Source organism: Streptomyces sp. NPDC001750, from assembly GCF_042892615.1.
Taxonomy (GTDB): Bacteria; Actinomycetota; Actinomycetes; order Streptomycetales; family Streptomycetaceae; genus Streptomyces.
This window is the reverse complement of the sequence record NZ_JBIAUE010000021.1, coordinates 79,615-105,425: the sequence shown is the minus strand read 5'-3', so window position 1 is coordinate 105,425 and position 25,811 is coordinate 79,615. Positions and strand designations below refer to the sequence as shown.

The window sequence follows — 25,811 nt, the reverse complement described above, 5'->3', positions numbered from 1 at the left end:
TAGGAACGGTACTCCCGAGACGCGGATCAGTACCGGCGAAGGGCCTTACGAGCTAATGCCGTTGGGCCCTTTCGCTTTGCCCCGCCTCGCAGACCTGGGCCAAGCGCACAACCCCCTGGAGGGCCATCGCATGCCGAGGGCACGTCTCGGAGACCCACGTCGCACGGCCCCCAACCGGGGGGCCGGCCCGCGGCAGGCTTACGATCCGCAGCGTGGCGAAACCGAGTGATGAACTGATCAGGCTGGCGCGCGCCTCCGCAGAGGCCAGGCGGAAGGCGCTGAGCGGCACGTACACGAAAGAGACCTGGGAGGCGTGGCGGAAGGCCGCCGAGGAATTCATGGCCGCCGTGACGGCCGAAGCCTCAGGCCAGGATCGGCACGAGCTGGAGATGGCGGCGAAGGAGGCTGCCCAGCAGCAGCCGGAGGCGGACCCGGGCGAGGAGCCCTAACGCCCAGCAGCCAGGAATGGGGCGGCCCCGCCGACGGGGGACGCGGCGGGGCCGCTTGCAGTCTGGCACGCCCATGCCCGATGAGGCGCCTCTTACCGAGCAAGCCTATTATCGAACACGTGATCGACCTTCCGCCTGATCTGGCGCGCCTCCGAACCCTCCGGGCCTGGCATGCCATGTGCCTGCGCGCCGTGGACGAGGCGATCTCAACAGCCGAGCAGCGGGCGGCCGAACAGAAGCGCGGCGAGGAACGGCACCCGCCCACCCCTGACTGGATGGTCGAACGCGGCATCGGCCAGGGCGCCCCGCCCGTCGCGGTGCACGTCGGCGGCTGCCACATGGCGAAGAACGCTCGCGGAGTCACCAGGGAGCAGGCGCTCCAGGCCCTCGTCGCAGGCGTCCGCGCCTGCATTCACTGCCGCCCGGACACCGAGCTCGGGCTCCTGGAGTAGCGCGGCTGGCGGCCCGTACTGTTCAGGTATGCCAACCCCTCCCCGGCCCGACGGCCTGGCGTCCCTTGCCCTCGACGACGTCAACGCCCGAATCCGCGACCTCATGGGCCAGCCCGCCACACCGCACCGCGCGGAGGAGTACCGGCATCTCCTCACCGCATGGGCCAGCCTCGTACAGGACAACGTCGACCAGACGGCATGACGTGCGACGCCCCCGCTCAGACTGTCGAGCGAGGGCGTCAGGTCCAGTCGATAGCAAGCAGCCAGCAGCCATACGGAAAAGGACACGATCACCGTAGAGACGGGCGCGGACATCGCCCGTGCCCGGGTCAGCGGCCGGGATGCGCCTCGGCACAGTGGTTCACGATGGCGGCCTCGATACGGGCCTGCAACGCCTGGGCGCGGGCGTTCGACTGCGCAGTGAGCGCTTCGCTGACTAGGTCCGGGCCGGTCGGGAGGATGAGCCGTTCCGTCGCGATTATCTCGTCGAGGTCCCGGCCGTCGTCCGCGACCGCCAGCATGGCAGAGCACCCGCCCCGGAGCGGGAGGGCGGGTGCTCAGTCTCGAAGGGCAGCTCACCGGAACAGGGCGATCGCCCCCGTCGCGGCGCCCAGGACGCCGGCCATTGCTCCGACCATGCCGAGCGGCCACCGCCGGGCCTTGAGCGCGTCGATCTCGGCCCCCTGCGCCTCCAGGGACTTCTGTGTGTCGTTGCGGAGCCGTACGAGGTCCTGCTCGGTACGTGTGGACCGCTCGACGAGGACAGCCAGGCTGCCCTTGACCTCAGCGAACCCCGTCGTGACCGTCCCTCGCAATCTCTCCAGCTCGACCGCAACGGCCTGCGCTTCCGGCTCCGGCGGCGTACTCATCGGCGGCTCTGCCTGATCAGCTCGGCCACGTCGTCCGTCGACGTGTACTGCGGGGGCCGGGCGTAGCCGAGGAGCGCACCCGCCGCGCCCTTCAACCAGGCCGGCCCGCCGAGCTTCTCGACGGCCCGCTCAACGAACCTGAACAGCAGGTAGTACGCGGCGGCGACCGCGAACGCCACCGCGGTCCGGACGCTGCCGGAGTCGACGGAGAAACCGAGTCCCGTCAGGGCAACGATGATCCACCCGGCGAGCAGCGGAACGAGCGTACGGAAAACGGAGGGCAGCATCAGTCCCCCTGGTGCTTGTCGAGAGCGGCCTGCGCGCCAGCTTCGGCGGCGGCCTGGACCTGAGCCAGCGGGAGCCCGCCATCTCGGGCGAGCGCAGCGACTGCGGCGGCGAGCGCTGCGACCTGCGCAGTAAGCGCGGAAGTGGCCTTATCCATGGAGCGGATGCGGGCCTGCATGTCCTTGAGGATCGACTGTGCCTGCCACGTCGGGTTCGTCTTGTGGTCCGCCGCGTCGGTCGGGCCGGCGATCGCGTCGGTCTTCCATACGGCGTCGAAGATGTCCTTCTTGGTGATCCCCGCCATGGGGTCCTCCTCGTTCGGGTTCCAGTTCGCCGGGTGCTTCAGACGCTCGGCCACGTCGGCGCGCAGCTTGACCATGGTGAAGCCGCGGGGGTCGACCTTGTCGGAGCTCCATTCCAGGTGGCCGATGACGGACTTCGCCGACCAGCCGTGCGCCCGGCACAGGGCTGCCTGGACGCGGACGATCGCGTCGTACTGCGCCTTGGGCCAGGGGTCCTTGCCGTCGCCGAGGTTCTCGCACTCCCAGCCGTAGAACCGCGCGTTGCCGTCGGCCCCGTTGGCGTTGCCCTTCGTCGGCGGGGTCGGACGGCTGCCGTACGACTCGGCGATCACCTGCTCCAGGACCCGCGGGTCACCGCCCCCGGCATGGTTCGCGCGGCCCCAGCCGACCAGGTGCACCCGGCCGTCCTTCGCGATCATCCCGTGGCAGAGCGGGCCAGGCAGGGACGAGTACCCGTCACGGACCATGGCCACGGTGGACGCGGTGCCCCTGGTGACCGTGTGATGCACGATCGACCCGTTGACGGGGCCCCACGCACCCTTCGAATTACGGTTGCGCGTACGCCAGTTACCGACCTCGACGACACGGACGCCCTCGGCACGGAGCGCCTGGAGCAGCCGATCGGCGCTGAGCGGGTCAGCCATCAGCCGTCCTCCGTCGTCCGAGCGCGGGCTATCGCTGCGTTCGCCCAGAACATGACCTCTTCGAGCTTGGTGACCGCCAGTGCCTGCTCGCGCCCTTCGGGGCACAGGTCGGCGATCTGCGCGGCGAGCCCCGCGCACGCACCCCTGATCATGGCGTGGGCTGCGGCACGCTCTGGGGTCGAAGGGGCGTGGTAGGTGAACCGGTTGGCCAGGTCCTCGGGAGTAAGCATCAGCGCCCCTCCCCCTGCGCCTCGGGCGCGGCCTCGGTCGGCGGGTTGTACCCAGACATGCGGGCGGCGGTCTCCGGCGGTATGCCTGCCGCGATCAGGGCCTCGTAGTCCTGGCGGGCCTGCTCCTGCTGGGCCGCCTCCTGCTCCGCAACCTGCGCGGCATTCGCCGCCTCGATCGCGGCAACACCTGAGTTGTACTCGGCCTCTGTGATCTCCACCGCGCCCTCGGGAGGCGTGACCGGGCCCTCCACCCCACTCACCGTCACCGTGGAGTACGAGCCGTCAGCGTGCTGGTAGAAATGCGTTTCGTCCATGAGCCAACTCCTTCTAGGCGCTGATGATGAGGGCCTGAAGCGACCACTGAATTCGGGTGTATGTGGCCCCGCCCGTACCGCGCCCCATCGTGATTTCCAAGGGCTCGGTCAGGGTTCCCCCGGCGGGGATACTCCGGCGCCATGTTTTGGTCACCTGCGTGTGCACCGCTGTGGCCGTGGTGCTACCCCTGTTCGCGAATGCCTGCATGTCGTCGTTCCCGATTCCAGCGACGGCCGACGAGTTCGCGGGGAGGGTGAAATCAACGTCGATGCTCGCCACCACCCAGGCGAGGGCCGGGCGACAGGCGTCCGGATTCGCCATCGCGAGCTTTTGCGTCGACACGACAACGTCGCTCCCCGCCGGGACCACCTTGGCCGGGTACACCTGGTCCCCAGTGGCCGCGGCGTTCGACACCCTGGTCCGCGGCTCAGACCTCAGTACCCCAGACCCATCGCAGTAGACACCGCCCGCCACCGCGTCGACGCTGCACGGGTGAGGCCAGGTCCTCACCGCAGCCGTCACCGGGCTACCCGTCGACCCGGTCCCCGTCAGCCCGCACCCGGTCGCCACAGTCCCGCCCGTGCCCCCCGCCACGAGCAGGCCGTCCGGGCCACACGCCAAAAGGTTGGCTGGGTTCGGGTCCAGGCGCGGGGCGGCGCTGAGCGGGGCTGCGGTGGTGCCTTGGCCGCTCAGGGTGATGCAGCTGCTATCGGCGACGACGAGCGGGGTCGGTTTCGCCGTGATCACCACTGGATTTGACGGGCTGCCTGTGCCGTCTATTTGAATGCCTTCGCCCGCGACGTACACGCACGAGCACCGGTCTGTGCCACACCCGCATCGGGCCACTGAACCACTCCAAAGTCAGAGTTGGCCCGGCCCAAAACCAGCGGCACCTCCAGCGTAACCGCTCCCCGTACAGCCGTTCGAGATTGGGCGTGCTACCCGTAGAGTTCGACGATCACGATCCCATCGCCACCCGGCCCGCCGTCGTACTTCTTCCCGTCCGAGCTGAACGCGCCGCCCGCGCCGCCGCCCCGCCCCCGGGACGTGCCGCCGGTCCCGGACGTCGTGCGCCCGTACCCGCCGAACCCCATCACGGAGTCGCCGCCCCTGCCGGACATCCCGCGCACCCCCATGCGGAGCGCGCCCTCCCCCGCCCCGCCACCGCTGGTGATCTGACCCTTCCCAGCCGGTGGCGCACTGATCCCATTCGATGTCGTGTTCGATGTCCCGCTGGTCATGCCGTCCGTACCAGGATTGCCCCCAACCGCAGTCACGGTGCCCCCGAACGAGGACGCGCCGCCCGCCGCGCCGGGGTTGTTGCCGCTGCCTCCGGCCCCGCCCTCGCCAACCACGATGGACTCCACGGAACCGAGGGCCCCGACCTCGATCACGGACTCCGAGTAGCCGCCGCCGCTCCCGCCGGGGCGGGCGATCAACTGCTTGGCCGCCGCATCGGCCCCGGCCGAACCACCGCCGCCCGCCTGGACCCTGACCCGCACCCGGGCCAGCCACGGATAACTCGCCTTCCGGAACGTGTAGGTGCCGGGGGTGCCGTAGACGATCTGACGCCGGAGCCCCATGGTGCCCTTCTTCAGGCACAGTTCGCCGGTCTTATCGACTTCGAAGTAGTCGCCACAGGCGCAAACACTTGCTACCGGACTCACCTCATCCATTGGAATCCAGTCCGGCCCATAACCAGCGACTCCCAAGAGCCTAACTCTCGCCCGGCGCGTCATCCTCTGTACCGGGCGCCAGGGCCAGGGTTGCGGTCAGGTGGACATGTACCCCAGCTGCCGGGACGGCGGGCAGCAGGCCGAGTCCGAGGACAGGCCGAGCCCGCCATACCCGCACGGTCACCTCGGCGCCGGTGACCGTCTCCGCGGTCACGGTCAGCGGCCCATCCGTGCCCCGGTCGGGGTCAACCGCGAGGGCGCTGATGACGGGCGGCGCGGGAAGAGCTGGGGCAAGCGCCCAAGTGGCGCGGCCGTCGTGGCCAGTGACGACGACTGCGACGGCCGGGGCTGGGCCGGGCGGGCCTTCCGGGCCGGGCTCGCCCGGCGGGCCCGGAGGGCCCGGCACCGAGGCAGTCTTCGGCTGGTTCTCGATCGACCTCGTACGCCGGTCCAAGTCACGGAGCGCACCCCCGAGCGGGTTGTCGGGCGACCGGCGGGCGGCCGATCCTCGCAGCGCCATCAGCCACCCACCCCGGCCGGAGTGAGCTGGAGGCTGATGGTCTCCGAGTCCCCGTCCTCCTTGACCTTGACCGTGGAAATTTTCAGGGCCTGGGAGATGGTCCGGCACGTCTGCGTCGTGGTGACGTCCACGCACCACCCCGGCACCAGGGCGTCCACGTCCAGGCCCGCGTCCGGGGACAGCACAGCTTCCTGGGAGTCGAGGAACACCGGGGCCGGGGACGACGCGGCGAGCCGGCTCCGGGCCGCGGCCGTCGCCGACTCAGCGTCCAGGATCGAGGTCTCCTCCACCACGCGCTCGATCAGCCCGTAGTAGGGGTGGACACCGCCAGCCACCCCCTTCACGCCGTCCTTGCCGTGGACGACCCACCGGGTCGCGAGCGCGAGCCCGTCCTCGACGACGACCAGCTCGTCGGCGAAGTCCGCATCGCTGAGCGATGCGACGCGCGCGGAGTGATCCTCAGGCAGGATCAGGATCCGCGACCCCAGCGCGGTGAAATCGAGCCCGGTCGCGGCAAGGTCCCGCAGGTGATCTCCGATCTGCCCCACGTCGGCCCGGTAGGCGCGGCGGCCGCGGATACCGGACGGGTCCACGATCTCGACCGAGTGCCCGGGGTCGTCCGGCGCGAAGCCGTCGTCGATCAGCCATGCGGCGACGTCGGCGAGTTCGTGGTCCACGAATTCCTGGCTGGTGTGCGGGGTGCGGCGGTCCAGCCAGGCCAGGATGTCGACGGCACTGATCTCGACCCCGTCGACGGTCCACTCCACGCTGGTGATCGGCCCCTCCCACACCGGATCGGTGCCGCGGTAGATCGCCAACTTGTGCCGCCACGTCCGGACCCGGGAGAGCGCGGCGCAGCAGTCCGCGTCCGGTGCGATGACCGCCTTGGCCTCTGACAGGTCGTCCAGGACGCGGGACCACTCCACGGTCACCAGCACGTCGGTGCCCGCGACGGCCGCCCCGTCACGGTCGATGATCTGCGCCGTATGCGACGCGCACTCACCCATCAGAGTTCCCCTTTCCTCAGTACTCTCGGCCGGACAGTGAGATCGTCACCGAGGCGTCCGGGGCTGGCGGCACGATGGCGTCGGCCGCGATCTCGACGCAGTACCGGTCGCACTTCAGCAACTGGAAGTCGAGGGGGCCGCCTTCGCGCCCGTAGGCGTCGATTGTCGTCTCGCACCGGCCGTAGCACTCCACGCTCGCGCGTCCGACCTGCCCGTCCAGCGTCATCGTTCCCCCGGCCGCCACGAACCCGATCTCGTACGTGCTGTGCGGGTTGCAGCGCTCCAGCTCCACGACCTCCTCACAGCTCATTCCCTCGTGCTCCAGCGTCCGCTCATACAGGGTCACGGTGACGCGACGCAGGTCGCTGCTCCCAGCGCTGACCTCGATCAACGGCACCGCCCCGAACCAGCGCGGCCAGGAGCTGAGGTCCAGCTCGTACGTCGCCGTGTTCACGGCCAGGGCGTGCCGGAAACAGGTTTCCGGCGGCGGGAGTTGCGGCGGGGTCGGGGTCCGGCACGTAGCATCCGCGCACAGGGACTCCGGGTCCGGGCATGCGGCCAGGCGGCATGTCGCGTCGCACGGATCCCGTACGGGCTCCGTCTCCGGCCAGGCCACATCACAGGCCGCCGAGTCGGTCAGCGGCGCCATGACCGTGCCCGGTGCGCACCGGCCGTCCCCCGGCTCGATACAGACGGGCGGGGGCGGCCCGCCGTGGATGCACCAGGTGATGCATTCCCCGTCGTCGCCCGGCAGAGGCGCGGTAATGACTGGCACCGGGTCCGCCCACAGCCACGGCCCGGCCGTGAGCACGAATTCCACGGTCAAGAGGTCGGCGCCGTTCTGGCAAGAGCCGCTGCCGGTGCAGCCGTTCCCGTTGCGGTCGATGACGCGCGGCCCGTCCGTGAGCGCGGCGCGGCGCAGTGTCCGCCGGTGCCGCTCCGCGAAACTGTCCGGGTCCTCGTCTTCGGGCGGGCAGCAGTTGTACACGGTCAGGCAGTCCCCGCCGCACCCGTCAGCACAGCCGGACAGGGCCTGCGCCAGCCACCGCAGCCCGTACGCGACCCCGCAGCACGTCGCGCCGAGGAGCACCCCGGTCACTGTGATCGTGCGCGCCTGCACCCTAGGCTTCCCGATCGCCGCCCCGCCAACGACCGCCCTGGTGACCGACCTGGTCACCGGGTGGTCGTCCATCCCCTCGACGTCCAAGACGAGCAGGCCGGCGAAGTCCGCGGACTCCGGTACGTCCTCATCCCACCAGGGTGCCTCGTCGTCCCACGGGGTGGTGTACGGCTCATCCCCCACGTGCCCGGCGTCGAAGGTCGGGCAGCCGCAGGGCCCGCCGCTGTCGAGCGCGGAGCCGACCGACTCCAGGTACGCCGCCAAGCGCGCACTGTTGTAGATCTCGACTCCGCCCAGGTTCAGGTAGTCGGTGAACATCAGCCCACCCCCGCCGCGATCACCATGCGGTTCAGTACACGACGGGCCGTCACGTGGGCATCGCCTACCTCATTGATCGTCCAGTGGTTCGTGATCGTCGCGCCCGGCCGGGGCGCACTCCCCTTCGTCTGCGGGGCGTTGGCCGCGGCCAGGAGGTCCGTAAGCCCGGACTGCTCGGCGAGTTGGCGGGCGCGGGCGGGCCGGGTGAGCGGGATGATGACCTCGGGCCCGGCCTCTCCGACGAGCGCGGGGACCGGGCCGGTGACGATCCCGCCGTTCGCGAACGGAAGCAGCCCCCGCACGCTGCTGGGAAGGCCGCCCTTGATCCGCCCCATGATCTTGGATCCGATGTCGCCCATCGACGCAACGATCCGCCCCGGCAGGCTGGCGAACTGGGCTACGACGCTGCTGATCAGCGAATTTGCTGCGCTCAGCGCCGACCCCACCGCGGACCGGAACGCTCCGGCGATCCTCGACCCGAGGGATCCCAGGGCCCCGGCGATACGGGAGGGCAGTCCGGAGAAAAAGCCGACGACGGCGGACCCGCCGCTCCTGGCGGTGCCGAGTGCAGCTGCACCGGCGGCTTGGAAGAGCGCGGACAGCCTGCCCGGGAGGGAGGAAAGGGCTGTCCAGATCCGGGCAGGGAGCCCCCCGAACATGCCCGTGAGCAGAGCGAGTCCGGAACTTGCGGCCGTGCTCGCGGAACTGAGCGCCGAGGAGAACAGACCGGCCAGCAGACCGCCGAGGGAAGACATGGCCTCCCAGATCCGTGTGGGCAGCGACGCAAACCAGGCCAGGGCGCCGGCCCCCCACGTCTGGAGGGTGATGGTGACGGACGTCAGCCCTGCCGATATCGAGGTCTGGAGCACGACACCGAGCTGAGACAGTGATGTCGCGATCCGCCCCGGCAGCTGGGCGAACCAGCTGATTGCGTCTGAGACGAATCCGGAGATGACCCCGAGGACCTGGCCGGGCAGCTGTGCGAACCAGCTGACGATGGCATTGATCAGGTCCGGGACGATGCTGTTCCCGACCAGGACGTCATACAGCCACTGGAACGCGTTGATGACGTCCCCGACGAACTTCAGCACATCGCCGATCACGTCCAGGACAGCGCTGCCCACGGTCCGCAGCCCTGAGGCGAGCGCGTCCATCTTCTGCGGCAGCCCGTCCAGGACGTGCATCTTCAGGAACGCGAACGCAATCTGGGCCACCGGCTTGACGAGCTTCAGCAGGTCGCGGGCCAGCGGCGCCACGTGCGTAAGTAGCTCGGCGAACTTGCGGCCTGCGAGCGCGGCCCCTCTCGCAACCCCCCGCATGACGTCCCCGCCCAGCTCCTTCAGCGGGGCGAGCGCTGGAGCAACTTCTGCCTTCAGCCGGCCGAGCGCGGGCAGGAGCCACGCGAGCACGTCCTGGCCGAGCTTCTTCAGGTCCTTGGCGAGCTGGACCGCGGCCGGGGCGGCCTCGTCGAAGAACGGCTTCAGCGTGCGAAGCGCACGACCCAGCAGGTCGAAGAACTTCGTGATGATGCCGCTCTCCGCGAGCTTCCTCATCGCGGCCACCAGGGCCTCGCCGACCAGCTTCACGAACGGGCCCAGCACGGACCATGCCGCCCGCGCCGCCTTGGCCAGGAGCCGGAACCCGCCCTCGGCAAGCTCGATGACCGGGGTCAGGGCCGCGGCCGCCCATTCGGCGAGCAGCTTCAACCCGGGCGCAAGGAGCTTCAGGGTGAAGGCGAGCTCATCGCCGACCAGGGCGACGAGGCGGCCGATCACAGGCAGCAGCGGAGAGACCGAGGCCAGGATGTCCCCCAGCCCCTCTGCTACCGGCCCCAGCACGGGGGCGATGAGCTTGATCGCCTCCAGTAGCCCGTCGGCTACCGGGGCCAGCCCCTTGGCAATCGGGCTCAGGTCGAGCCCGTCCAGGAGCGTGGCGACCGCCTCGCCGAGCTTGCCGATCACGGGAAGCAGGGCGGGGGCGAGCTTCCCCACCTGCTTGACCAGCGCTTCGAAGATCGGGCCGATCTGCGCACCGACGCCGGCGAGTCCGGACAGCAGCCCGTTGAGGGCAGAGCTGCCCGCCGTCGTCTTGAGGAAGTCGGCGGCCTGCCCGGTCAGGTCCCGCAGCGTTTTCAGCAGCCCGCCGCCGGTGGATTCCGCCGCGCCCAGGACAGAATGCAGGATGCCGCCCACGTTACGGACGACGCCGCCGAGGTCCCTGAGGACCGACACCGCGTCCCGAACCCAGCCCACCGCCCGACCACTGCTCGCCGCGTCGGCCAGGAAGCCCCCGAACTTCTCCCCCGCACTCTCGATCGCCGAGCCCAGCTTCGCGCCGAACGCTTCCGAGACGACGCCGGAGAGCTTGGTGAACCCGGCGACTACCGGACTGATCGCAGCGGCCAGGCCCTTCGTGACCGCCGTCGTACCCGTGAGCGTCTGCTTGACAGCCGCGACACCGTCTGCCGACTGAAAGAACTTCGAGACCTGCGCAGCAGCTGTCCCGAACTGGCCAGAAATAGTGGACAGTGCGCTCTTGAGGGGCCCGCCCAGGGCCTTGGCCAGGCCGGTGATCTGCCCCACCAGCGGCCTGAAAAAGGCGTCCTGGACTGTGTCCTTCAACCCGTCGAACTCGGGCCGCAGCGCCCGCAGCTCCCGCGCCACTTTCTGAGCGACGGGCGAGAGCGCATCAAGCGCCTTCTCGAACTTTTCCGCGTCCTCGGTCAGTGCCGCACCGAACGCATCACCGACCCCAGACAGTGCCAGCTTCAGCGCGGTGGTCGCGACGACCATGCCGCCAATCGCTGCCGGAACAGCGGCGGCGATGCCGACTACAGATGCGAGGGACGCGCTGAGCGACAGAACACCCGAGCTCGCCGCAGCAGCAGCCGTCCCGATCGCACCGAACTTGAGAGCCCCAAGGACCGCCGGAACCGCCCGAGCGACCGCGCTGTCCACGGCGCCCAACGCCCGCGCGATGCGGTCGTTGTCGAGATCCAGGTTGACGTCTGCCGTGATGTCCGGGGCGTGGTGCGCCCGGATCCGCGTGTCGAAGTCATCAAAGTCCGGCACGACGCGGATCGTGATCTCTTCGCCAGCAACTGCGGCCCGGATTTGGTCGACGAAGTCGTCAAGGTCCGGCGTGACCGGGACGCTCAACTCCGCGCCGGCAGTCGCGAAGAAGCTTGCGTTCTCGATCTGCCGCCTCAGCTGCGACATGTCAGGGGCGATCGGGATCCTGATCGCGTCCAGGCCGCGCAGCGCGGTCCGGAGCTGGGTTGCGAACCGGGTGAGGTCCGGGGTGACCTTCACCGAGGCGGTCAGGCCACGCAGCCCTGCCCGGAGCTGAGTCTCGAACCGGGCGAGATCCGGGGTGACACGCACCGTGGCGTCCGGCAGCCCCCGCAGCCCCGTCCGGAGCTGGCTCTCGAACCGGGCGAGGTCCGGGACCACCCGTACCTTGGCATCGGCCAGGCCGCGAAGCCCGGTCCGCAGTTGAGTTTCGAACCGGCCGAGGTCCGGGGCGACTTTCACCGACGCGGTCAGCCCGCGAAGCCTCGTCCGGAGCTGGGACTCGAACCGGCCGAGATCCGGTTCGACCTTCACCGACGCGGTCAGCCCGCGAAGCCCCGTCCGGAGCTGGGACTCGAACCGGCCGAGATCCGGTTCGACCTTCACCTTGACCGCGCCAGCCGCAGTCAAGCTGTTCTGGATGTTCCGCCGGATCTGACGGCCAATGTTTTTCGTCGCACGGTCGAGAGCGCGCTGAATCCGCGACCCCAGATCGCGTGCTTCGCCGACTACCCCCGAGTCGTCGAGGTTGATCGTTATCCGGGCGGACCCGTAATCCTCGTCCTCACCAGCCACCGAACAACCTCACGAACGCGTGATGGTTGCCCGGCCCAAAACCAGCGGCAGACAGGCCCACGACCTGCCGTGATCTTCAGATTATCGGCTACCCACGGCCTTGAAACCGCGCGTCCTCAGCCGCCATCTGCACCATCAGCGCCCGCGCATCGCTCGCGCTGATACCGGCCGTGCTGCGCCGCGTCCCGCCGCCTGGCGGCCGCCGTCGCACGCCCTTGGGCGGCGCGTACAGCTTCGCCCGGTTCCGCTGCCGCTCGGCGTCGTCCTCGGCCGCCTGGTCCATTGCGGCTTCGGCGGCGTTCAGCATCCGCCTCAGCGTCCACGTGTGCGGGTCGATGCCTTGGAGGGCGAGCGCCCCGTCCCACGAGTCCCAGCTGGCCGCGATGCTGTCGAGGAGCCGCTGGACGACGTAGTAGGGCGGGCGTCACCACCCCCGTACAGCTCGACGATCCACTCCAGCAGCTCGGCCAGGACGCGGGGCGGCAGCCGCAGTTCGTCGACGATGCGCGCCCCCTTCTGCTTCGCCGCGTACGCCTCCGCCTCCTCCAGGTCCTGGAAGGACTTCAGCACCTTGTCGGCCTTGACGACGTTGAGGCGGAGGAACAGCACGGCGGACTCCGGCAGCATCTGCCGGGCGAAAAACACCCGAAGCCCGCGGTTCGACTTACGGACAACGGCAGGGTCGGCGTCCTCGATGTCGTCCAAGTCGACGCCTTCGGCCTGGCGGGCCTCCCGCAGCTCGGCGTAGGAGTCCATGAAGTCGTCGCCCATGACTTCCGGCTGGAACAGGAGCTCCGTCTCGCCGATGACGGCGACGTGGGGCTCGGTGTTGAGGGCAAATGTCTTGCGCACAGGCGGCTTCCTGTCTTCCGCTCCTCGCCCGGCCCACAACCAGCGGCGTACCAACGAGGGTAGCTGTAGACGAGGAACGACCCCGCTCCCCGAGGGGGATGCTGCTGGCAAATTCGGGGTTCCGGCGATGGAAGTCGCGCCGTTTCCATGCCCCATCCTGACCGAATACGGCATGATTTCACGCCATGGAACCCGTCGTCGCAGCCGCACTCATCAACGGTCCGATCACGCTGTTAGTCGGCACCCTCACCTACCACGTAGGCCGATCCCAAACGCGTTCAGCCAAGCAGACCGCTCTGGAGACTGCGCAATCCTCTTACCAGACCACTCTGGAGGCGGCCCGACGTGCCCCCCAACGTGAGGCATACGCCCAACTCGTCTCCAGCACTCGCCTCTACCTTGCTCGAACACACCACGTCCTCGAAGCAGCAAAGCAACTGGATGAGCATGCAGAGCCAGCGGGCGGATTCAATGTGGATGACCGATCGGGACTGTTGGTCCCCATGAAAGAGATCGGGCTCATTCCGGAAATTACGAGCAAGCTGACCAGCTGGATCAACCAAGCGAATGCCCCCGCCCCCGTCTTGGAGGCCGCCGCGGTCGTATGTCTGGAAGGCCCGGTAGGGGGCGTAACCAGGGCGGCAGAGAAGGTAGAGAGGCTAGCCGAAGCGCTCCACGACAGACTTTCCAATGCTGGCCACTGGCCAGAGAGAGAAGAGAAGAAACCCGATCCGGACCGTTCCACAGAGGCGCACAATGAGCTGGAGCATGCGATCGGCATCTTCATTAAGGTCGCTCGCGCGCACCTCAACGGTCATCAGCCTCTTCCAGGCGTCTTGCCTCAGCAACAACGCAGACCTCGTCCCGTGGGGAAGCGAGGCCGTCGTTTCCTCTTCCTCGCTCGGTGACGTGGGCTTGGGCGTTGAACTCGGACGATTACCCGGCCGCGGGCAAGCCGCAGGGTGCGGCGCGGGTCGTCGAAGACTGATCAGCCCGCCTTCACCAATACGTTGCGGGCGTCAACGCCCCTGGCGTAGTGCCCTACCGAGAAAGTTGTTCGGTTTCGTGCCGGGGTGTCGGACGAGCTGCGTGTACACCACCCGGCCATTCACCTCGAACCGCAGCGCCTTCGCGCGGCGCGGCTTAATCAGGTGGGGGCGGGTGCCGTTCAGGACGTAGTGGACCGCGTGGTGGTTGCACTTGATGACGCCTTCCAGGCCGCGCGGCCCTTCGACGACCCTCCAGGTGATGTACTCGCCCATCCTGCCCGGGGCTTCCCTCTCAGCGATCCGGGCAACGCGTTCCGTGCGCTGGCTCATCTTCCGGTAGGCGATGCCGCCCCGGGCGCGCAACAGGCGGGCGATCCGGCCAGGCTCGATCCGCACTTCGACGCTCACGAGACGTCCCCCTGCGGGCATCCGCAGCCGGGGAGCGCGATCGTGACGCGCTGCTCGACGCCGACGCAGCCGCCCTGCGGGCCGAGGGTCTGCTGGCGGCCGAGAATGTACGGCCGGCCGCGCCGCCGCCCGCCGGTGGCGGCCAGGCAGCACGTGATCGCGTTGAACACGCCGACGGCGTCGATGTCGAGGATGGTGGCGGCGGCTTCCAGGTCTTCGCACGACGGCGGGCAGCCGTCCTCGGTCGGGCCGGGCGCGCACCGCAAGACCGTGACGACGAGCTCCACGGCGGTCGACAACGGCCGCACGCAGCCGCGGACGTTCTGCGGCCTGTGGTCCTCGGCGGGGAAGTCCGTCGAGGCGTACATGCGGGACAGGTTGACCGTGAGCTGGCCGCCCGCGTCGCCGGTGCACGGGTCCTCGCAGCTGTCCCAGGCGGGCAGGCCCGGCACGAGGCAGCGCCTGGCGGTCGGGCAGCCCGGATAGTCCTTGATCCGGGTGGCCAGGTCGTCGAGGGTGACGCACACGCAGTCCAGGAGGTCCTGCGCGGCCTCGTGGATGGCCAGGGGCTGGAGCGGCACAGGGGGTTCCTTCCTACGGCCAGATCTGGGTACGGGGCCGCTTGTAGTCCGGGCTGAAAACCTGGCCCGGCGACGCCTGCCGGTACGGGTTCACGGCGATCAGCCACAGGTCGACGGCCGGAATCCCGGTCCGCATCTCCGAGTACAGAAGCGTCGGGTCCGCAAATTCGAGGTCGACTCCCTGCCGGGACAGGCGGGACAGGTTCCGGTTCGATGCGAGCTTGCAGCCGCAGCCGCCCGAGCAGTCCTTCACCAGGTGGCAGACCAGCGCGCTGACCGCGGCAATCGCGGCGGCGTCGAGCGGCAACCCGATCCGGTAGGTGACGCAGAGCGTCCCCTCCTCGCCGCACGGCGCGGCCATGTCCTGGCAGTCGGGCCAGCACTCGCCGTCCGTGCGCACCAGGAGCCCCGGGCCGTCGACCCGGTACGACTCCGGGGGCAGGGTCTCGCCGTCGACCTGAACGGACACGATGTCGTGCACCGGGCCTTCGAGCCGGACTTCGCACAGCTCGGAGCACGAACAGTCGCTGGCGCAGCCGCACACGCTCGCGTTGCGCCACACCCCGTCACGGCCGAGGTACGGAATCCACGGCCCGCCCGTCGCCCCCTGCACGGCAGACGAGCCCGAGTCGAGGCAGCTCTTTCGGCACGGCCGCACCGTGATGGGGCAGGACGGGCCCCACCGCCGCCCGGACAGCGCCCACAGGATGCTCGTCGCGACGGCCCGCTGCCGGTCGATGGTCTCCTGCTCGACCCCTTCCGGGAGCTGGCAGCAGTCGGGAACGAACGGCCACGGCTCGCACGGGCCGACCTGGGCCGGCATCAGCGCCGCCCCCGGCCCTCGTACTCGCACGGCTGCAAGAACGTCCGGCGGATGTGCTGCCCGACCAGCCCGTTGGTGAAGGAATCCGGCATCGTCGACAGGAACCGCGTGTTCGTACCGAACCGCGCGGACCTGCGGTCCATGACCTTCACGTCGGCCATGCGCTCACCGCCGATCCCCGCGAGCACCCCGTACGCGGTCCGCTTGTGCAGCACGTCCAGGTGCCGGCCGGTATCCAGCGCATGCCGCATGCCCGCCTTCTCGACAGGGAGCGGGACGTGGAGCTCGTACGACAGCGGGTCCTCATACCCGAGGCCCACCAGGAGGTCACGGGTCTCACGCAGCCCCCGGAGGTACGCCCCGTTCCCGCGCGTCGCGTAGTACGCCTCCACGTCCCGCACCGGGCCCCGGTGGTACACCGGCAGCTCGGCCGGCTGGGGCTCCATCACGAAGAAGTCGTCATTGCACAGGATGAACCGCTCGGTGACGCCGGGATGTTCGATCGCAGCCCGCACCGCCACCGTGGTGTTGGCGTACTTGGTGCCGGTCTGCCGGGTCGGGATGTGCCCCACACCGGATACCCACGGCGGCCGGTACCCGACCAGCCACACCCGCCGGTGCGGGAGGTTCGCCGCCCACGACCGCAGCGCGTACCGCAGCTGCCGGTTGGCGGCGCCCTCCCGCACCGGGACGACCAGGTCGTACTCGGCCATCAGGACGCCATGCAGTAGTCGCCCATGACCGGGATGTACGTGCTGTCCGGCTCGGGCGGCTCCACGGAGGTGAAGAACGTTCGGCGGTGACAGGAGGATGCCAGAGGGGTGAGCATCGGGCCGGGGGTGCCAGCCTTGTCCTGGGCCTGGACGTCGTACGGGCCGACGCCCCACTTCCCACCGGCCCGGGTCGAGCCGGTCAGCTCCAGGTTCACCGCTTCGGCCCCGAGCTCCAGGTCGCCGAGGATCCCGTTGGTCACCCAGGGCAGCAGGAAGTACACCCACGCCCCTTCCGCTGCCTCCTCCTCGCAGACGTCCTCGCCGAGGACTTCCGTCCACACCTCCATGGCGAAGCCGGACTTGCAGGGGATCGAGCAGTCGTCGTAGCCGATCGGGCGGCCGTTGTAGTCGTAGTACACGGGGCTGCCGGTCATGAGCTCGACGAGCTCCGGCGACGCCTGGAAGAAGGTGAAAGTCAGGTCATACCCGTTCAAAGTCGGGCAGCCCTTCTTGAACCCGCACTGCTTGCCGTTCGCCGCCTTGAACGTGATGTCCTCGCCATCCTCCACATTCGCGGCCATCTGGACGGTGGCGAAGCACTCGGTCACGAAACTGGCGTCGTCACCGCAGACAGGACGACCGCAGCCGTCAACACGGGTCACGCGGACAGTGGCCGCATTCGAAATGAGGGGTGCCGGCACGGGTGGCCTCCAACAGAACGTTGTTGGCCCGGCCCAAAACCAGCGGCATCCGTAAACGAGTCTATCCGTCAAGGACCCCAGTCACGCGACCGTTGTCCGCCGCCTGCTCCTGGGCGGTGCGGGCGGGCGTACAGCCGGACCCGTGGGTCGGGGGCGCCGGGGGCGCAGGCTGCCGCACGCGGCCTCGAACGCCCGGAGGTTCCCGGCGTAGTCGAGACTGTCGGCGTGGGCACGGCACCGGGCCGACGCCGCGGCGTACACCGCAGGATCGTTGAGCCGACGGAGCTCGGCCACCCAGCGGCCGGTGTCCTCGCGAGGGATGTACGTGGCCGCGTCTCCGAACGCCTCACGCATTCCGGGCAGCGGAGCCGCGAGGACAGGGATGCCCGACAGCATGGCCTCCACCCCGGCCCTGCCGTAGGACTCCGTGGTGGACGGCATGAGCAGCACTCGTGTCTGGGCGTAGACGTGCCGCGGGTCGGTACGGTCGGCGACGATCACGTTCGGCGGGAGCGCACCGGGTGTATGGCCGGCCGCGCGCACCAGCAGGAACTGTGTCTCCGGCATGCGTGCGGCGACTTGGGCCAGGACGTCGGCGCCCTTCGCGGCCGTGGAGCCATTCAGGGTGACCATGGTGCCGGGGGTGGTTCGGTAGCGGCCCGGTTCGATCGGCGGCGGCAGTACGAGGACCCGGCCGCCGTGGCCGGGGTAGTGGACGCGGCATGCCTCGGACGGGAACCACACCAGCCCTGGAGCGCCGAGGTCTCGGTCGGCGGCCATGCCGTGGACCATCAGCAGGTGCGGGACGCTCGACACGAGAGACACGATCCGGGCCGCCTTCCGGTCGCCGTGATGCGTGATCAGCAGCTCGGGCCGCGCGGCCCGGACCGCGCGCCGCCAGTCACGCAGCGGCCAGACCCGTACCCCGCCCTCGGTGCGGGGGACGCCGGGTTCCTTGATCGTGGTCACCACGTGCACCTGGTGGCCGGCCGCGGCCAGGTGCTGCACGTACTCGCGGCTGGTGACGAACGCCCCCGTGGGTAGGGCGCTGTACACCGGCAGGGCCACGAGGACGCGCATGCCAGCCGCGCTCATGCGACCCGCTCGTAGCGCAGTGTCGTGCGGCCGTTGTCGGCGGACACGATCGCGGCGGAGGCTGAAGCCCCGGCACCGTTCACACGGGCGGCCTGGAGCCGCACAAGGCGTGCGGCTGGCACGGCGTAGCGGATGCTGATCACCCCGTACTGATTGCCGCCGGTGACCGCCGCGCCTGCGCTATTCAGGGAGATCTGGTGCACCAGAACCTCGCTGTTCGGCACGATGGCTCCGGCGGTGACGTCCCAGAATCGGGCCATGATCCACGTGTTGACGACGCTGCTGCCAGTGAGGGCCCCGCGCACCGAGGCGTCGAGGTGGTAGACGCCGGCGGCGGGGAGCGTCAGCTCCAAACCGGTGTTCGTCCAGGTACCGGACGCGGTCGGCTGAAGGTCGACAGTGCCTGCGAGGACAGCAAGCCCGTCCCCGGTGATGCGGATGCTGCTGGAGGTGGCCATCAGTCGGCGTCCGTGTAGGTATGCTCGGTCCAGTGGACGAGGAAGTCAGCGCCCGCCGCGGTCCCCGTGAAGAGCAGGCTCCCGTCGAGGGCAAGGTCGTTGGAGTCGCCGTCGACAGCCCAGGTGAGGGTGATACCGGCCGGGACCGTGACGTCGTCGCCGTACTTCGGCGGGCCGCTGCTGTTCGTCGCTCCGGAGCCCGCCGCCCGCACACGAACTGCCCCGGCAAGGACGGTGAGGGTCATCGACTGAACGTCGGCCGGCATGGCGTCGATGCTCGTCGAGCTGGCCGTGCCGGTGTACCGGGCTACGCGCGGCCGTACACGCTGGGTCGGTGTGACCCGGGCGCCGGGGGTGACCTGGACGGTGCATTCCACGATCTGGGCCGGGTCAGGGGCCTGGACGGTGGCCCCGGCATCGTTCGTCCACCGTGTCGTCGTCTTGCCGTCGCAGTCCACCTCGGTGATACGCCGGTAGTAGGTGTCCGCGACGACGGTATCGACCGGTGTGAACGTGATGGTCTGGCTGGTGTCGATGTCAACGGCGGTGAGGACGCCGTACTTCGTGCCGGTCGGCGGCAGCGCCCGGGAGCGCACGAAGTACGCGCAGGCGTCGCTGGCGGCGACGGTCCAGCCGCCGGCGAACGGATCCCAGGTGTTCATCGTGGCGGCCAGATCAGACAGGAACGGAATACCGCACAGGTCCCAGCCGTCAGTGAACGGATCCTGGACGACGTTCCTGCCGTTGATCATCCACGACGTGACGCGCACATGCGGCCGGTCGCAGATCCCGGCCACCGTGCCGTTGATCGCCGAGACACCGCACGGCGTGGACGCCGAGTTGTCGTAGGACACATACCGGTAGCCGGGGATCTTCCAGCACTCGTTGGAGAGCGTGGTCGGGCAGTCCAGCGACAGCGCTGCTCCCGTACCTGACATGAGGGGCCTCCTGGGCCGTTGAAAGGGGTTGGGCAGGCGAGCGGCGCCGGATCAGCCCGCGGTGCTCGCCTTGTAGGTCGCGCTCACCAGCACGTCAGCCCTGGCCGGGATGCTCAGCGACAGCGCGCCCAGCGACGAGTCGTCATCGTCATTGGTGCTCCAGGTCAGCGCCACGCCTGCCGGTACGGGCTGGCCGGCCGCGCCCGTGGTCGTCACCGCCACCGTCCCCGCGAGCACGGTCACCGTGGCCGATTGCAGACCCGGATACATGGCCTTCAGGTCCGGGGTCGCCGCAGCGGCGTACCGGTGCAGGGCAGTGCTCACCTCGGCGTCCGGTGCGGAGACCGGCGCACAGGTACCGACCGTGCCCGTCACGGTGTACGGGGTGGTGCCGTCCAGTGCCGTGTCGACGACGGCGGGAGCGGCGCCCGCGGGGGTGTAGCGGCGCAGGAACGGGGTGACGGTCCCTGCGCCGTCGTCGTCGCACAGGACGATGGGATCGGTGTCGGGGAGGGAGACACTGCCGACGGTTCCGGCCATGGGCTCGGGTCCTTCCTTAAGGGGCCGCACCCGTGGTGGGGCGACCGCTGGAGTCAGAGAGTGAGGGTGGAGGTGACACGCCATGCGGTTGTCATGGGGCCCACGCCCCGGGCCATCAGTCCGAGACCTTCTTGAAGCGGAAGTTCGTGGCCCAGACGGCCTCAGCGGTCGTGGTTCCGCTGTCGACACGTTTCAGTGCCTCAACTCGAATCGGCGTACTCCCCGCCACCTGGTAGAGCGCCGCTGCCGAGGCGTTGCTGTGGAGGGTGTGTGTGACGCCGTCGGCGGGCGTGGCAGCGAAGAGGAGGATGCTCCGCGTACTGAGCGGGACCGCGGCGTTGGCGGTGACGTCGAAGAGCCTGGCCTGGAGGATCGCGTTGGAGACACTGCCCACCATGATTACACCGCCCTGCATGTCGGCGATCACTTCGTAGACGCCTGCCTCCGGCAGCGTCAGCTCGGCCCCGGTGACCGGGACCCACGTGTCGTAGGGGGCATCTTGAAGGGCCACGACGCCGGATGTCTGCCCGATCACGGGGGTGAGCCGGGCCCCGACCTGCCACGCCTGCGGGCACGTCCCATCGGCCGGGGCAGTGACGTCGATATCCACGGACCTGGCAGCCCCGGCGGCTCCGCCGGGCGCGATCCCGGCAAGCTCGGTGCGCGGGGCGAGAAGCCCGTCCGCGGTGAGGGAGACGGCATTGCACGGGTCCGGGTCGACCGTCGGATCGGTCCGGTACACCCGCGTACCGCCTGCGGAGCAGCAGCAATCGCCCATTAGAGAGTCGTTCCCGTCGTGAAGGACACGGCGATGGTGCCGGTGTCGGCGGTGATCGTGAGCGGGCCGGTAAGCAGCGCGTCATCATCCCGGGCCACGGACCAGGTGACGCTCTCCCCTGTCATGAGGCTGGATGTGCCGTCGGCGGTGGTGATCGTGCCGGTTCCTCGGGCGACAGCGGTGACGGACTGGAGCGTCGGCCAGGCGAGCACGTTCCATGTCTCGCCCGCGGTGAGCTCGACGCGGCGCGGCTGGACGCCCGTGGCTGACGGCGCGCCGCCCATCTCGCACGGCACGGGTGCGACCGGCGTGTACGGGGCGGACAGGTCCGGCGTGTACGTGCCGATGCTCGTGAGGGCGCCTTCGCAGTCGACGGCCAGGAGCTCGACGTAGTCGGTGTCCGCTACGCCGTCGCCGTCGGTGTCGTCGCACCTGCATGCCTCGATCACGTTGGTGGCCTGGCACAGGTCTGGTTGCGGGGTCTCACCACCGCTTGCCGGGGTGCACTGGCCGACGTCGCCGGTCACCTCGTACGGCTCGCCGTCCAGGGTGGTGTCGACGACCGACACGGTGGCCCCGGTGGCGCAGTCCTTGACGATCGTACGCAGGAACTGCGCCTCGCACTCGACCGCCGGAACCTCCGCCGACCATGTGAACTGGTCGACCTTCCACGCCTTGGGCCCGGCGCCGTGGTAGGTCTCCAGGTCCAGAATTGCGACGATGTCACCCGCCGCGAGCGCCGCCGCCGGGACGGCCGCGGTCAGGGTCAGGGTGTAGACCGCGCCAACCGGAGCGCTCCCCGGCACAGCGACGTATTTGATGCGGGACGGTCCGGCGGACGCGTCCCACAGCCCGAACATGCCGTCGCCATGGAAGCCGGGGTTGGGCCCCTGGTTCGTGACCCGCAGCGACACCGTCACGTCCACCGTGCCCGTGAGCGACGGAGACCCGGCCGCGAGGTGGACACCGATCACGCGGTGCGTGTCACCGCCCGAGGCGGTCGCGCATTTCGTGTCGGGGCCCAGCACGACGGACCCGCCGGTCCATACCGGTGCGCCCTGCCCTGGCGTGTCCAGGTGGCACCAGGTCGGCACGGTGCCGGGACGCCAGTTGTTGTAGCTCGCCGGGTTCGGCTCGTCCGTCGCGGTCGGCTCGATGCCGGCCTGGCACTCCGGGTCGAGGTCGCACAGCAGGACCGTGCTGGTGTCGCGGCACTTCTCCGTCGGGCAGCAGCCGCCGCCAGTTGTGCACTCGCCGGCCTCTCCGGTGACCGTGTACGGGTCGCCGCCGAGAGTGGTGTCCGTGACGGTGAGGACTGCACCCGTCTCGCAGTCCACCGTGACGGTGCGAAGGAACTGCGGGGCGCAGCCCGTCTGTTCGTAGGCGACAGCCGCGGTGACCCCGGACAGCTCCCACGACGTTTTACGCGGGGTGCCGGGGCATGCCTGCGGCGAGTCGTCGTAGGTGTCGAGCGCCACGAAGAAGGTGACGTTCCCGGCGGCCAGGTCGGCGGCCGGGACGTCCGCCTCCACGGTGAGCGTGCCCGACCAGCCAACCGCGGCGTTATTGGGCGGGAGGACGGTAGCGACCGGTGTCGTGCCGTTGAAGAGGCGTACAGCGCCGGTGACGGCGCATCCGGTGTCCGGGCCGAGCTGCTTGACGTCGACCGACACCGTCACGTGAGCAGTCCCGGTGTCGCACGCCGGGCGCGGGGCCTGCAGCGTCGCGGCCAGGGTGCGCACGGTCCCGGTCGTACCGGCCTGCGGCCCGGTGCCCGGCGGGACGGTGAGGGCGCCGCCGTCCCACAGCGCTTGTGCACCCGCCATGGCCAGGCCGGTCGGATACGGGTAGTACGGGCCGGGCGCAGTGTCCGTGACCGTGGGCTCGGGCTCACCGTCTGCCGGCACGTCGCACAGCAGGAGCGTCGTGCTGTCGCGGCACTCGGGCTGCGGGCAGCACTCCCCGCCAGCCCCTCCACCGCAGGGGACGATGCGCTGCCCGTCCGGGATGGCGTCCTGCCGGGTACCGGTCTCGTCCAGGTAGTAGACCCGGCCGTCCTCGATGACCTGCGTCCAGACGCGCGGCCCGTGGTCGTACGTCGCCACGACGTGGAGGATCATCCCGGCCTGATTCCCGTTCGGGCACGGCACCGAGGACGGCGGCTGTGTCTCCAGGATCTGGACGATGACCTCGTTCTGCCCAGCCCGGCCACCAGGAACGGCGGTCGGCGGGAAACCCCAGGCCGGTGGGCCGAACTGACCGCCGGCAACCGGCTGCCACGGCCCGTCATTGAGGCGCCACTGCACGACGTCGTTGTCCGCATTGAGGACCGTCGCGGCGATCCGGATCGTCTCCGGGTCGACATCCGTCGGCAGGTTCCAGGAGGCGCGGGTGTACCAGGTCGCGGTCACGTTCGGGGCCGCGGCCGGGTTCGGTGAGCAGACGCCCTTGTTCGCGTGCGGTGACACCCAATGCGCTTTGTTCGGTGCAGGGTCGGTGACGGTCCACAGCCCGTTGGGGGCGACCTCGTACATCGGGTACCAGGTACCGGAGAGGTCCGGAGCCCACTGCCAATCCGTGTCCTGCCCCGTCGTCGCGTTACCGGCGTTGGTCAGGAACTCGGTCTGCCCGGAAGACACGACGCAGATCTGCCGGGTGATGCGGTCCGGAGACGGGCAGCGTGCCAGGATCGCCCCGGCTGGCAGCTCGACCGGGTCGCCGGTCGTCGGGTCCGTGATCCGCTGCGCGACCTGGTCGCCACTCTGGTCGTCATACACCCGCTCTACGAGGACCTGGCCCAGGACGTCCCCGGTGGTCTCGTCGCGGATGCACAGAAGCGCCGTCTCAACGTCGACACGCTGCTCCGGCGACGTACTGCCGCCGCCCGTGGCCTGGCACTGGCCAACCTCGCCGACGACCGTGTACGGGTCGCCCTCCAGGGTGGCGTCGGTGACGGAGACGATCTCGCCGGTCTCGCAGTCCGTGACGACGGTCCGCAAGAACTGCTGCGGCGTCTCCTCGACCGTGACCTGAATGAACGAAGTACCGATGCCGGACGCCTGGTTGACGGACGCCAGCTCCAGCGACGTGACCGGCTCGGTCGTGGTGAAGACCGAGACGTCAGACCCGGCGGTGCTTCCGGTGGCGCACAGCGTGCGCTGCGCCGGGTCCCACACGTGGTTGGGGTGGATGGACTCCGGTACAACGGTCGCCGGGAGCCGCATGCATTCCGCGAGGGACGCGCTGTCGACGTTGGCCACACCGAAGCGCAGCGCCGCCGGCCTGTCGACAGTCCATACCTGGGGGCCTGCCGGGAACGGTTTCCCGGTGCCGAAGATGTAGTGCCTGGACGACCCGGCCCATACACCGCAGTTGACGGACCAGGTCACACCGTTCGGCAGGGTGCCACGGGTGGGGCCGGTGGCCAGTGGCGCGGAGTCGAAGATGTCGTTGGTCAGGAGTCGGCCGGTGACGTCGCACAGCAGCAGTGCACTGGTGTCCCGGCACGGCTCCTGCGCCCCGGAGCCGCAGCCGCAACAGCCCCCGGGGATAAGGGTCATGCCCTGGAACGCGACGCCGGAGCAGGCCCGTCCGCCGCCGGTGTTGCCGTACCGGTAGCTGATCTTCTCAGGAGGGTTGTCCCAGTACACATGGGCGGTGATGTTGCTGACGTTCGCCGTGATCGTCGTCCCGGACCACGTCACATCCCCTTCGACACGGGACGGGACCGGGTTGAGGCCGGTGACGCCCTCGAAGGTGTCGAAGTCCAGCAGGTCGAGCCGGAACGTGCTCATCTCCTGCGCCGCGGCGTCCAGGGTGAGCGTGTATGTGGTCGGGTTGTTGAAGACCGGGGCAGCCGGGTCATACGTGCCACAGCCGCCGGGCGAAAGGCTGCTCGCGTGCAGCCTCACCTCCGCGACGTCCTGCGTCTGCGGGTTGGTGATCGTGTAGATGAAGTCCTGCCGCGCCACGCCGGCCGGGTCCTCGGCGATGCCTGACTGCGGCCACAGGAGTTCGGACAGGGCGGGGACGCCACCGCTCCCACAGTCGACGACCGCAACTGGGGTGTACGGCGTGGTGCCGTCCATAGCGGTGTCGCGGATCTCGGCGAGGGCGCCGGTGCAGTCATGGACCATGTGTCGCAGGAACGGCACGGCGCAGCGGCGGCCGTCCTCGTCCGGAGCCACGTCGGGATTGAGGTCGCACAGCTTCACGGTCTGCACCGTGGAGGCGCACGGCTCCGCCTCGGGCGGGTGGCAGACGCCGACCGTGCCAGTCGGGACGTACGGGGCCCCGTCCAGCGTGTAGTCGGAGTGCCCGGTGATCTGGCCGTTCTCGTCGCGCTGGTAGTCCCGCAGGAACGCCACCGGCATCGGGTCTGCGCCGGACTCGGCGTCGGTGAGGTCGCACAGCTGCACCATGTCCCGCTCGGGCTGCTCCACCCCGGCCGGGCACGTCGTCACCTCCCCCTGCGGGGTGTACGTGGCGCCGGTGACCGCGTCGACCAGGCGCACCGCGGCGATCGACCCGTCCGCGGCATAGGAGTACTCGATCAGGACCAGGCCGAGGACTTCGCCGGTGGCCGGGTCGACGTCGCAGAAGGTCCCGCTCACGGCGATGCTGCGGGGGTTGCCGCACGCGATCGTCCCGGCCGGGGGCGCGCCGTCCGACCACGTCCCGGTGGTGAGGTTGAGCCACCCTTCGGAGGTGACCGTGCCAGCGCAGTCGCGTACGACTGTGACGGCGATCGGTGTCCCGTCGGCGAGGCACAGGCCTACGGTCGCGACCGGCTCGGTGGGGGATGTACAGGCCGCACTGTCGGGCCCGCAGTTGCAGGATGTGAAGTTACCGCCGACGGCCATGGCCAGCCCCCATCGCATTG

The 25,811-nt window shown here is 69.8% G+C and carries 28 protein-coding genes; 4 read left to right on the top strand and 24 right to left on the bottom strand.

All coding sequences use genetic code 11. The features are described from left to right. Positions 1–212: 212 nt before the first annotated feature. The 3 genes from ACFYY6_RS28325 (at position 213) to ACFYY6_RS28315 (ending at position 1,103) form a co-directional block, all read left to right on the top strand. Positions 213–449, top strand: coding sequence for a hypothetical protein (locus ACFYY6_RS28325; protein ID WP_389196249.1), 237 nt, complete (start codon positions 213–215; stop codon positions 447–449). Between the two features lie 119 nt (positions 450–568). Beyond that, complete coding sequence (locus ACFYY6_RS28320; protein ID WP_389196247.1) at positions 569–901, top strand: DUF6233 domain-containing protein; 333 nt, start codon at positions 569–571, stop codon at positions 899–901. A gap of 28 nt (positions 902–929) precedes the next feature. After that, the gene (locus ACFYY6_RS28315) at positions 930–1,103 is read left to right on the top strand and encodes a hypothetical protein (RefSeq protein WP_389196245.1); all 174 of its coding nucleotides are present in this window, start codon (positions 930–932) and stop codon (positions 1,101–1,103) included. A gap of 127 nt (positions 1,104–1,230) precedes the next feature. On the opposite strand, the gene ACFYY6_RS28310 is transcribed toward ACFYY6_RS28315, so the two are convergent. From ACFYY6_RS28310 to ACFYY6_RS28250, 13 genes are all read right to left on the bottom strand, one after another. Continuing rightward, positions 1,231–1,422, bottom strand: coding sequence for a hypothetical protein (locus ACFYY6_RS28310; RefSeq protein WP_389196243.1), 192 nt, complete (start codon positions 1,420–1,422; stop codon positions 1,231–1,233). A 54-nt stretch (positions 1,423–1,476) separates the two neighbouring features. Beyond that, positions 1,477–1,770, bottom strand: coding sequence for a hypothetical protein (locus ACFYY6_RS28305; protein ID WP_389196241.1), 294 nt, complete (start codon positions 1,768–1,770; stop codon positions 1,477–1,479). Beyond that, on the bottom strand, positions 1,767–2,057 hold the full coding sequence (locus ACFYY6_RS28300) for a hypothetical protein (RefSeq protein ID WP_389196239.1): 291 nt from the start codon (positions 2,055–2,057) through the stop codon (positions 1,767–1,769). The genes ACFYY6_RS28305 and ACFYY6_RS28300 overlap by 4 nt, the downstream gene beginning before the upstream one ends. Then, positions 2,057–3,001 carry an N-acetylmuramoyl-L-alanine amidase gene (locus ACFYY6_RS28295; protein ID WP_389196237.1) on the bottom strand — a complete coding sequence of 315 codons (945 nt, stop codon included), beginning with the start codon at positions 2,999–3,001 and terminating at the stop codon, positions 2,057–2,059. The genes ACFYY6_RS28300 and ACFYY6_RS28295 overlap by 1 nt, the downstream gene beginning before the upstream one ends. Further along, positions 3,001–3,231: a hypothetical protein gene (locus ACFYY6_RS28290; RefSeq protein ID WP_389196235.1), complete on the bottom strand. Its 231-nt coding sequence runs from the start codon at positions 3,229–3,231 to the stop codon at positions 3,001–3,003. The genes ACFYY6_RS28295 and ACFYY6_RS28290 overlap by 1 nt, the downstream gene beginning before the upstream one ends. Further along, a complete protein-coding gene (locus ACFYY6_RS28285; protein ID WP_389196233.1) occupies positions 3,231–3,545 on the bottom strand; it encodes a hypothetical protein in 315 nt (104 codons plus the stop codon). The genes ACFYY6_RS28290 and ACFYY6_RS28285 overlap by 1 nt, the downstream gene beginning before the upstream one ends. A 13-nt stretch (positions 3,546–3,558) precedes the next feature. Further along, positions 3,559–3,888, bottom strand: coding sequence for a hypothetical protein (locus ACFYY6_RS28280; RefSeq protein WP_389196231.1), 330 nt, complete (start codon positions 3,886–3,888; stop codon positions 3,559–3,561). A 596-nt stretch (positions 3,889–4,484) separates the two neighbouring features. Next, positions 4,485–5,213, bottom strand: coding sequence for a hypothetical protein (locus tag ACFYY6_RS28275; protein ID WP_389196229.1), 729 nt, complete (start codon positions 5,211–5,213; stop codon positions 4,485–4,487). 528 nt (positions 5,214–5,741) lie between these two features. After that, positions 5,742–6,749 carry a hypothetical protein gene (locus tag ACFYY6_RS28270; RefSeq protein ID WP_389196227.1) on the bottom strand — a complete coding sequence of 336 codons (1,008 nt, stop codon included), beginning with the start codon at positions 6,747–6,749 and terminating at the stop codon, positions 5,742–5,744. A 16-nt stretch (positions 6,750–6,765) separates the two neighbouring features. Further along, complete coding sequence (locus ACFYY6_RS28265; RefSeq protein ID WP_389196225.1) at positions 6,766–8,187, bottom strand: hypothetical protein; 1,422 nt, start codon at positions 8,185–8,187, stop codon at positions 6,766–6,768. Continuing rightward, entirely contained in the window at positions 8,187–11,888 is a 3,702-nt protein-coding gene (locus tag ACFYY6_RS28260) for a hypothetical protein (protein WP_389196223.1), read from the bottom strand. The genes ACFYY6_RS28265 and ACFYY6_RS28260 overlap by 1 nt, the downstream gene beginning before the upstream one ends. Positions 11,889–12,141: 253 nt before the next feature. Next, positions 12,142–12,360: a hypothetical protein gene (locus tag ACFYY6_RS28255; protein WP_389196221.1), complete on the bottom strand. Its 219-nt coding sequence runs from the start codon at positions 12,358–12,360 to the stop codon at positions 12,142–12,144. Between the two features lie 5 nt (positions 12,361–12,365). After that, positions 12,366–12,905 (bottom strand): hypothetical protein, encoded by a 540-nt coding sequence (locus ACFYY6_RS28250; RefSeq protein ID WP_389196219.1) that lies wholly within the window; start codon positions 12,903–12,905, stop codon positions 12,366–12,368. A gap of 185 nt (positions 12,906–13,090) precedes the next feature. On the opposite strand from ACFYY6_RS28250, the gene ACFYY6_RS28245 reads away from it, so the two are divergent. Continuing rightward, positions 13,091–13,813, top strand: a complete 723-nt coding sequence (locus ACFYY6_RS28245; protein ID WP_389196217.1) for a hypothetical protein — start codon at positions 13,091–13,093, stop codon at positions 13,811–13,813. Between the two features lie 111 nt (positions 13,814–13,924). Here the strand turns inward: ACFYY6_RS28245 and ACFYY6_RS28240 are convergent, their stop codons facing one another. The 11 genes from ACFYY6_RS28240 to ACFYY6_RS28190 all read right to left on the bottom strand — a co-directional run bounded on the left by ACFYY6_RS28240 (position 13,925) and on the right by ACFYY6_RS28190 (position 25,791). Continuing rightward, the gene (locus ACFYY6_RS28240; RefSeq protein WP_389196215.1) at positions 13,925–14,302 is read right to left on the bottom strand and encodes a hypothetical protein; all 378 of its coding nucleotides are present in this window, start codon (positions 14,300–14,302) and stop codon (positions 13,925–13,927) included. Beyond that, positions 14,299–14,883, bottom strand: coding sequence for a hypothetical protein (locus ACFYY6_RS28235; RefSeq protein ID WP_389196213.1), 585 nt, complete (start codon positions 14,881–14,883; stop codon positions 14,299–14,301). The genes ACFYY6_RS28240 and ACFYY6_RS28235 overlap by 4 nt, the downstream gene beginning before the upstream one ends. A 13-nt stretch (positions 14,884–14,896) precedes the next feature. Continuing rightward, on the bottom strand, positions 14,897–15,706 hold the full coding sequence (locus tag ACFYY6_RS28230; RefSeq protein WP_389196211.1) for a hypothetical protein: 810 nt from the start codon (positions 15,704–15,706) through the stop codon (positions 14,897–14,899). After that, positions 15,706–16,419, bottom strand: coding sequence for a hypothetical protein (locus ACFYY6_RS28225; RefSeq protein ID WP_389196209.1), 714 nt, complete (start codon positions 16,417–16,419; stop codon positions 15,706–15,708). The genes ACFYY6_RS28230 and ACFYY6_RS28225 overlap by 1 nt, the downstream gene beginning before the upstream one ends. Then, positions 16,419–17,081, bottom strand: coding sequence for a hypothetical protein (locus tag ACFYY6_RS28220; RefSeq protein WP_389196207.1), 663 nt, complete (start codon positions 17,079–17,081; stop codon positions 16,419–16,421). Before ACFYY6_RS28220 ends, ACFYY6_RS28225 begins: the two co-directional genes overlap by 1 nt. Positions 17,082–17,201: 120 nt before the next feature. Next, positions 17,202–18,215, bottom strand: coding sequence for a glycosyltransferase family 4 protein (locus tag ACFYY6_RS28215; RefSeq protein WP_389196205.1), 1,014 nt, complete (start codon positions 18,213–18,215; stop codon positions 17,202–17,204). Beyond that, a complete protein-coding gene (locus tag ACFYY6_RS28210; RefSeq protein ID WP_389196203.1) occupies positions 18,212–18,673 on the bottom strand; it encodes a hypothetical protein in 462 nt (153 codons plus the stop codon). Before ACFYY6_RS28210 ends, ACFYY6_RS28215 begins: the two co-directional genes overlap by 4 nt. Beyond that, a complete protein-coding gene (locus tag ACFYY6_RS28205) occupies positions 18,673–19,611 on the bottom strand; it encodes a hypothetical protein (protein ID WP_389196201.1) in 939 nt (312 codons plus the stop codon). The genes ACFYY6_RS28210 and ACFYY6_RS28205 overlap by 1 nt, the downstream gene beginning before the upstream one ends. Positions 19,612–19,662: 51 nt before the next feature. Further along, complete coding sequence (locus ACFYY6_RS28200; protein ID WP_389196199.1) at positions 19,663–20,151, bottom strand: hypothetical protein; 489 nt, start codon at positions 20,149–20,151, stop codon at positions 19,663–19,665. Positions 20,152–20,266: 115 nt separating this feature from the next. Continuing rightward, on the bottom strand, positions 20,267–20,893 hold the full coding sequence (locus tag ACFYY6_RS28195; RefSeq protein WP_389196197.1) for a hypothetical protein: 627 nt from the start codon (positions 20,891–20,893) through the stop codon (positions 20,267–20,269). Between the two features lie 35 nt (positions 20,894–20,928). After that, entirely contained in the window at positions 20,929–25,791 is a 4,863-nt protein-coding gene (locus tag ACFYY6_RS28190) for a hypothetical protein (protein ID WP_389196195.1), read from the bottom strand. Positions 25,792–25,811 lie beyond the last annotated feature (20 nt).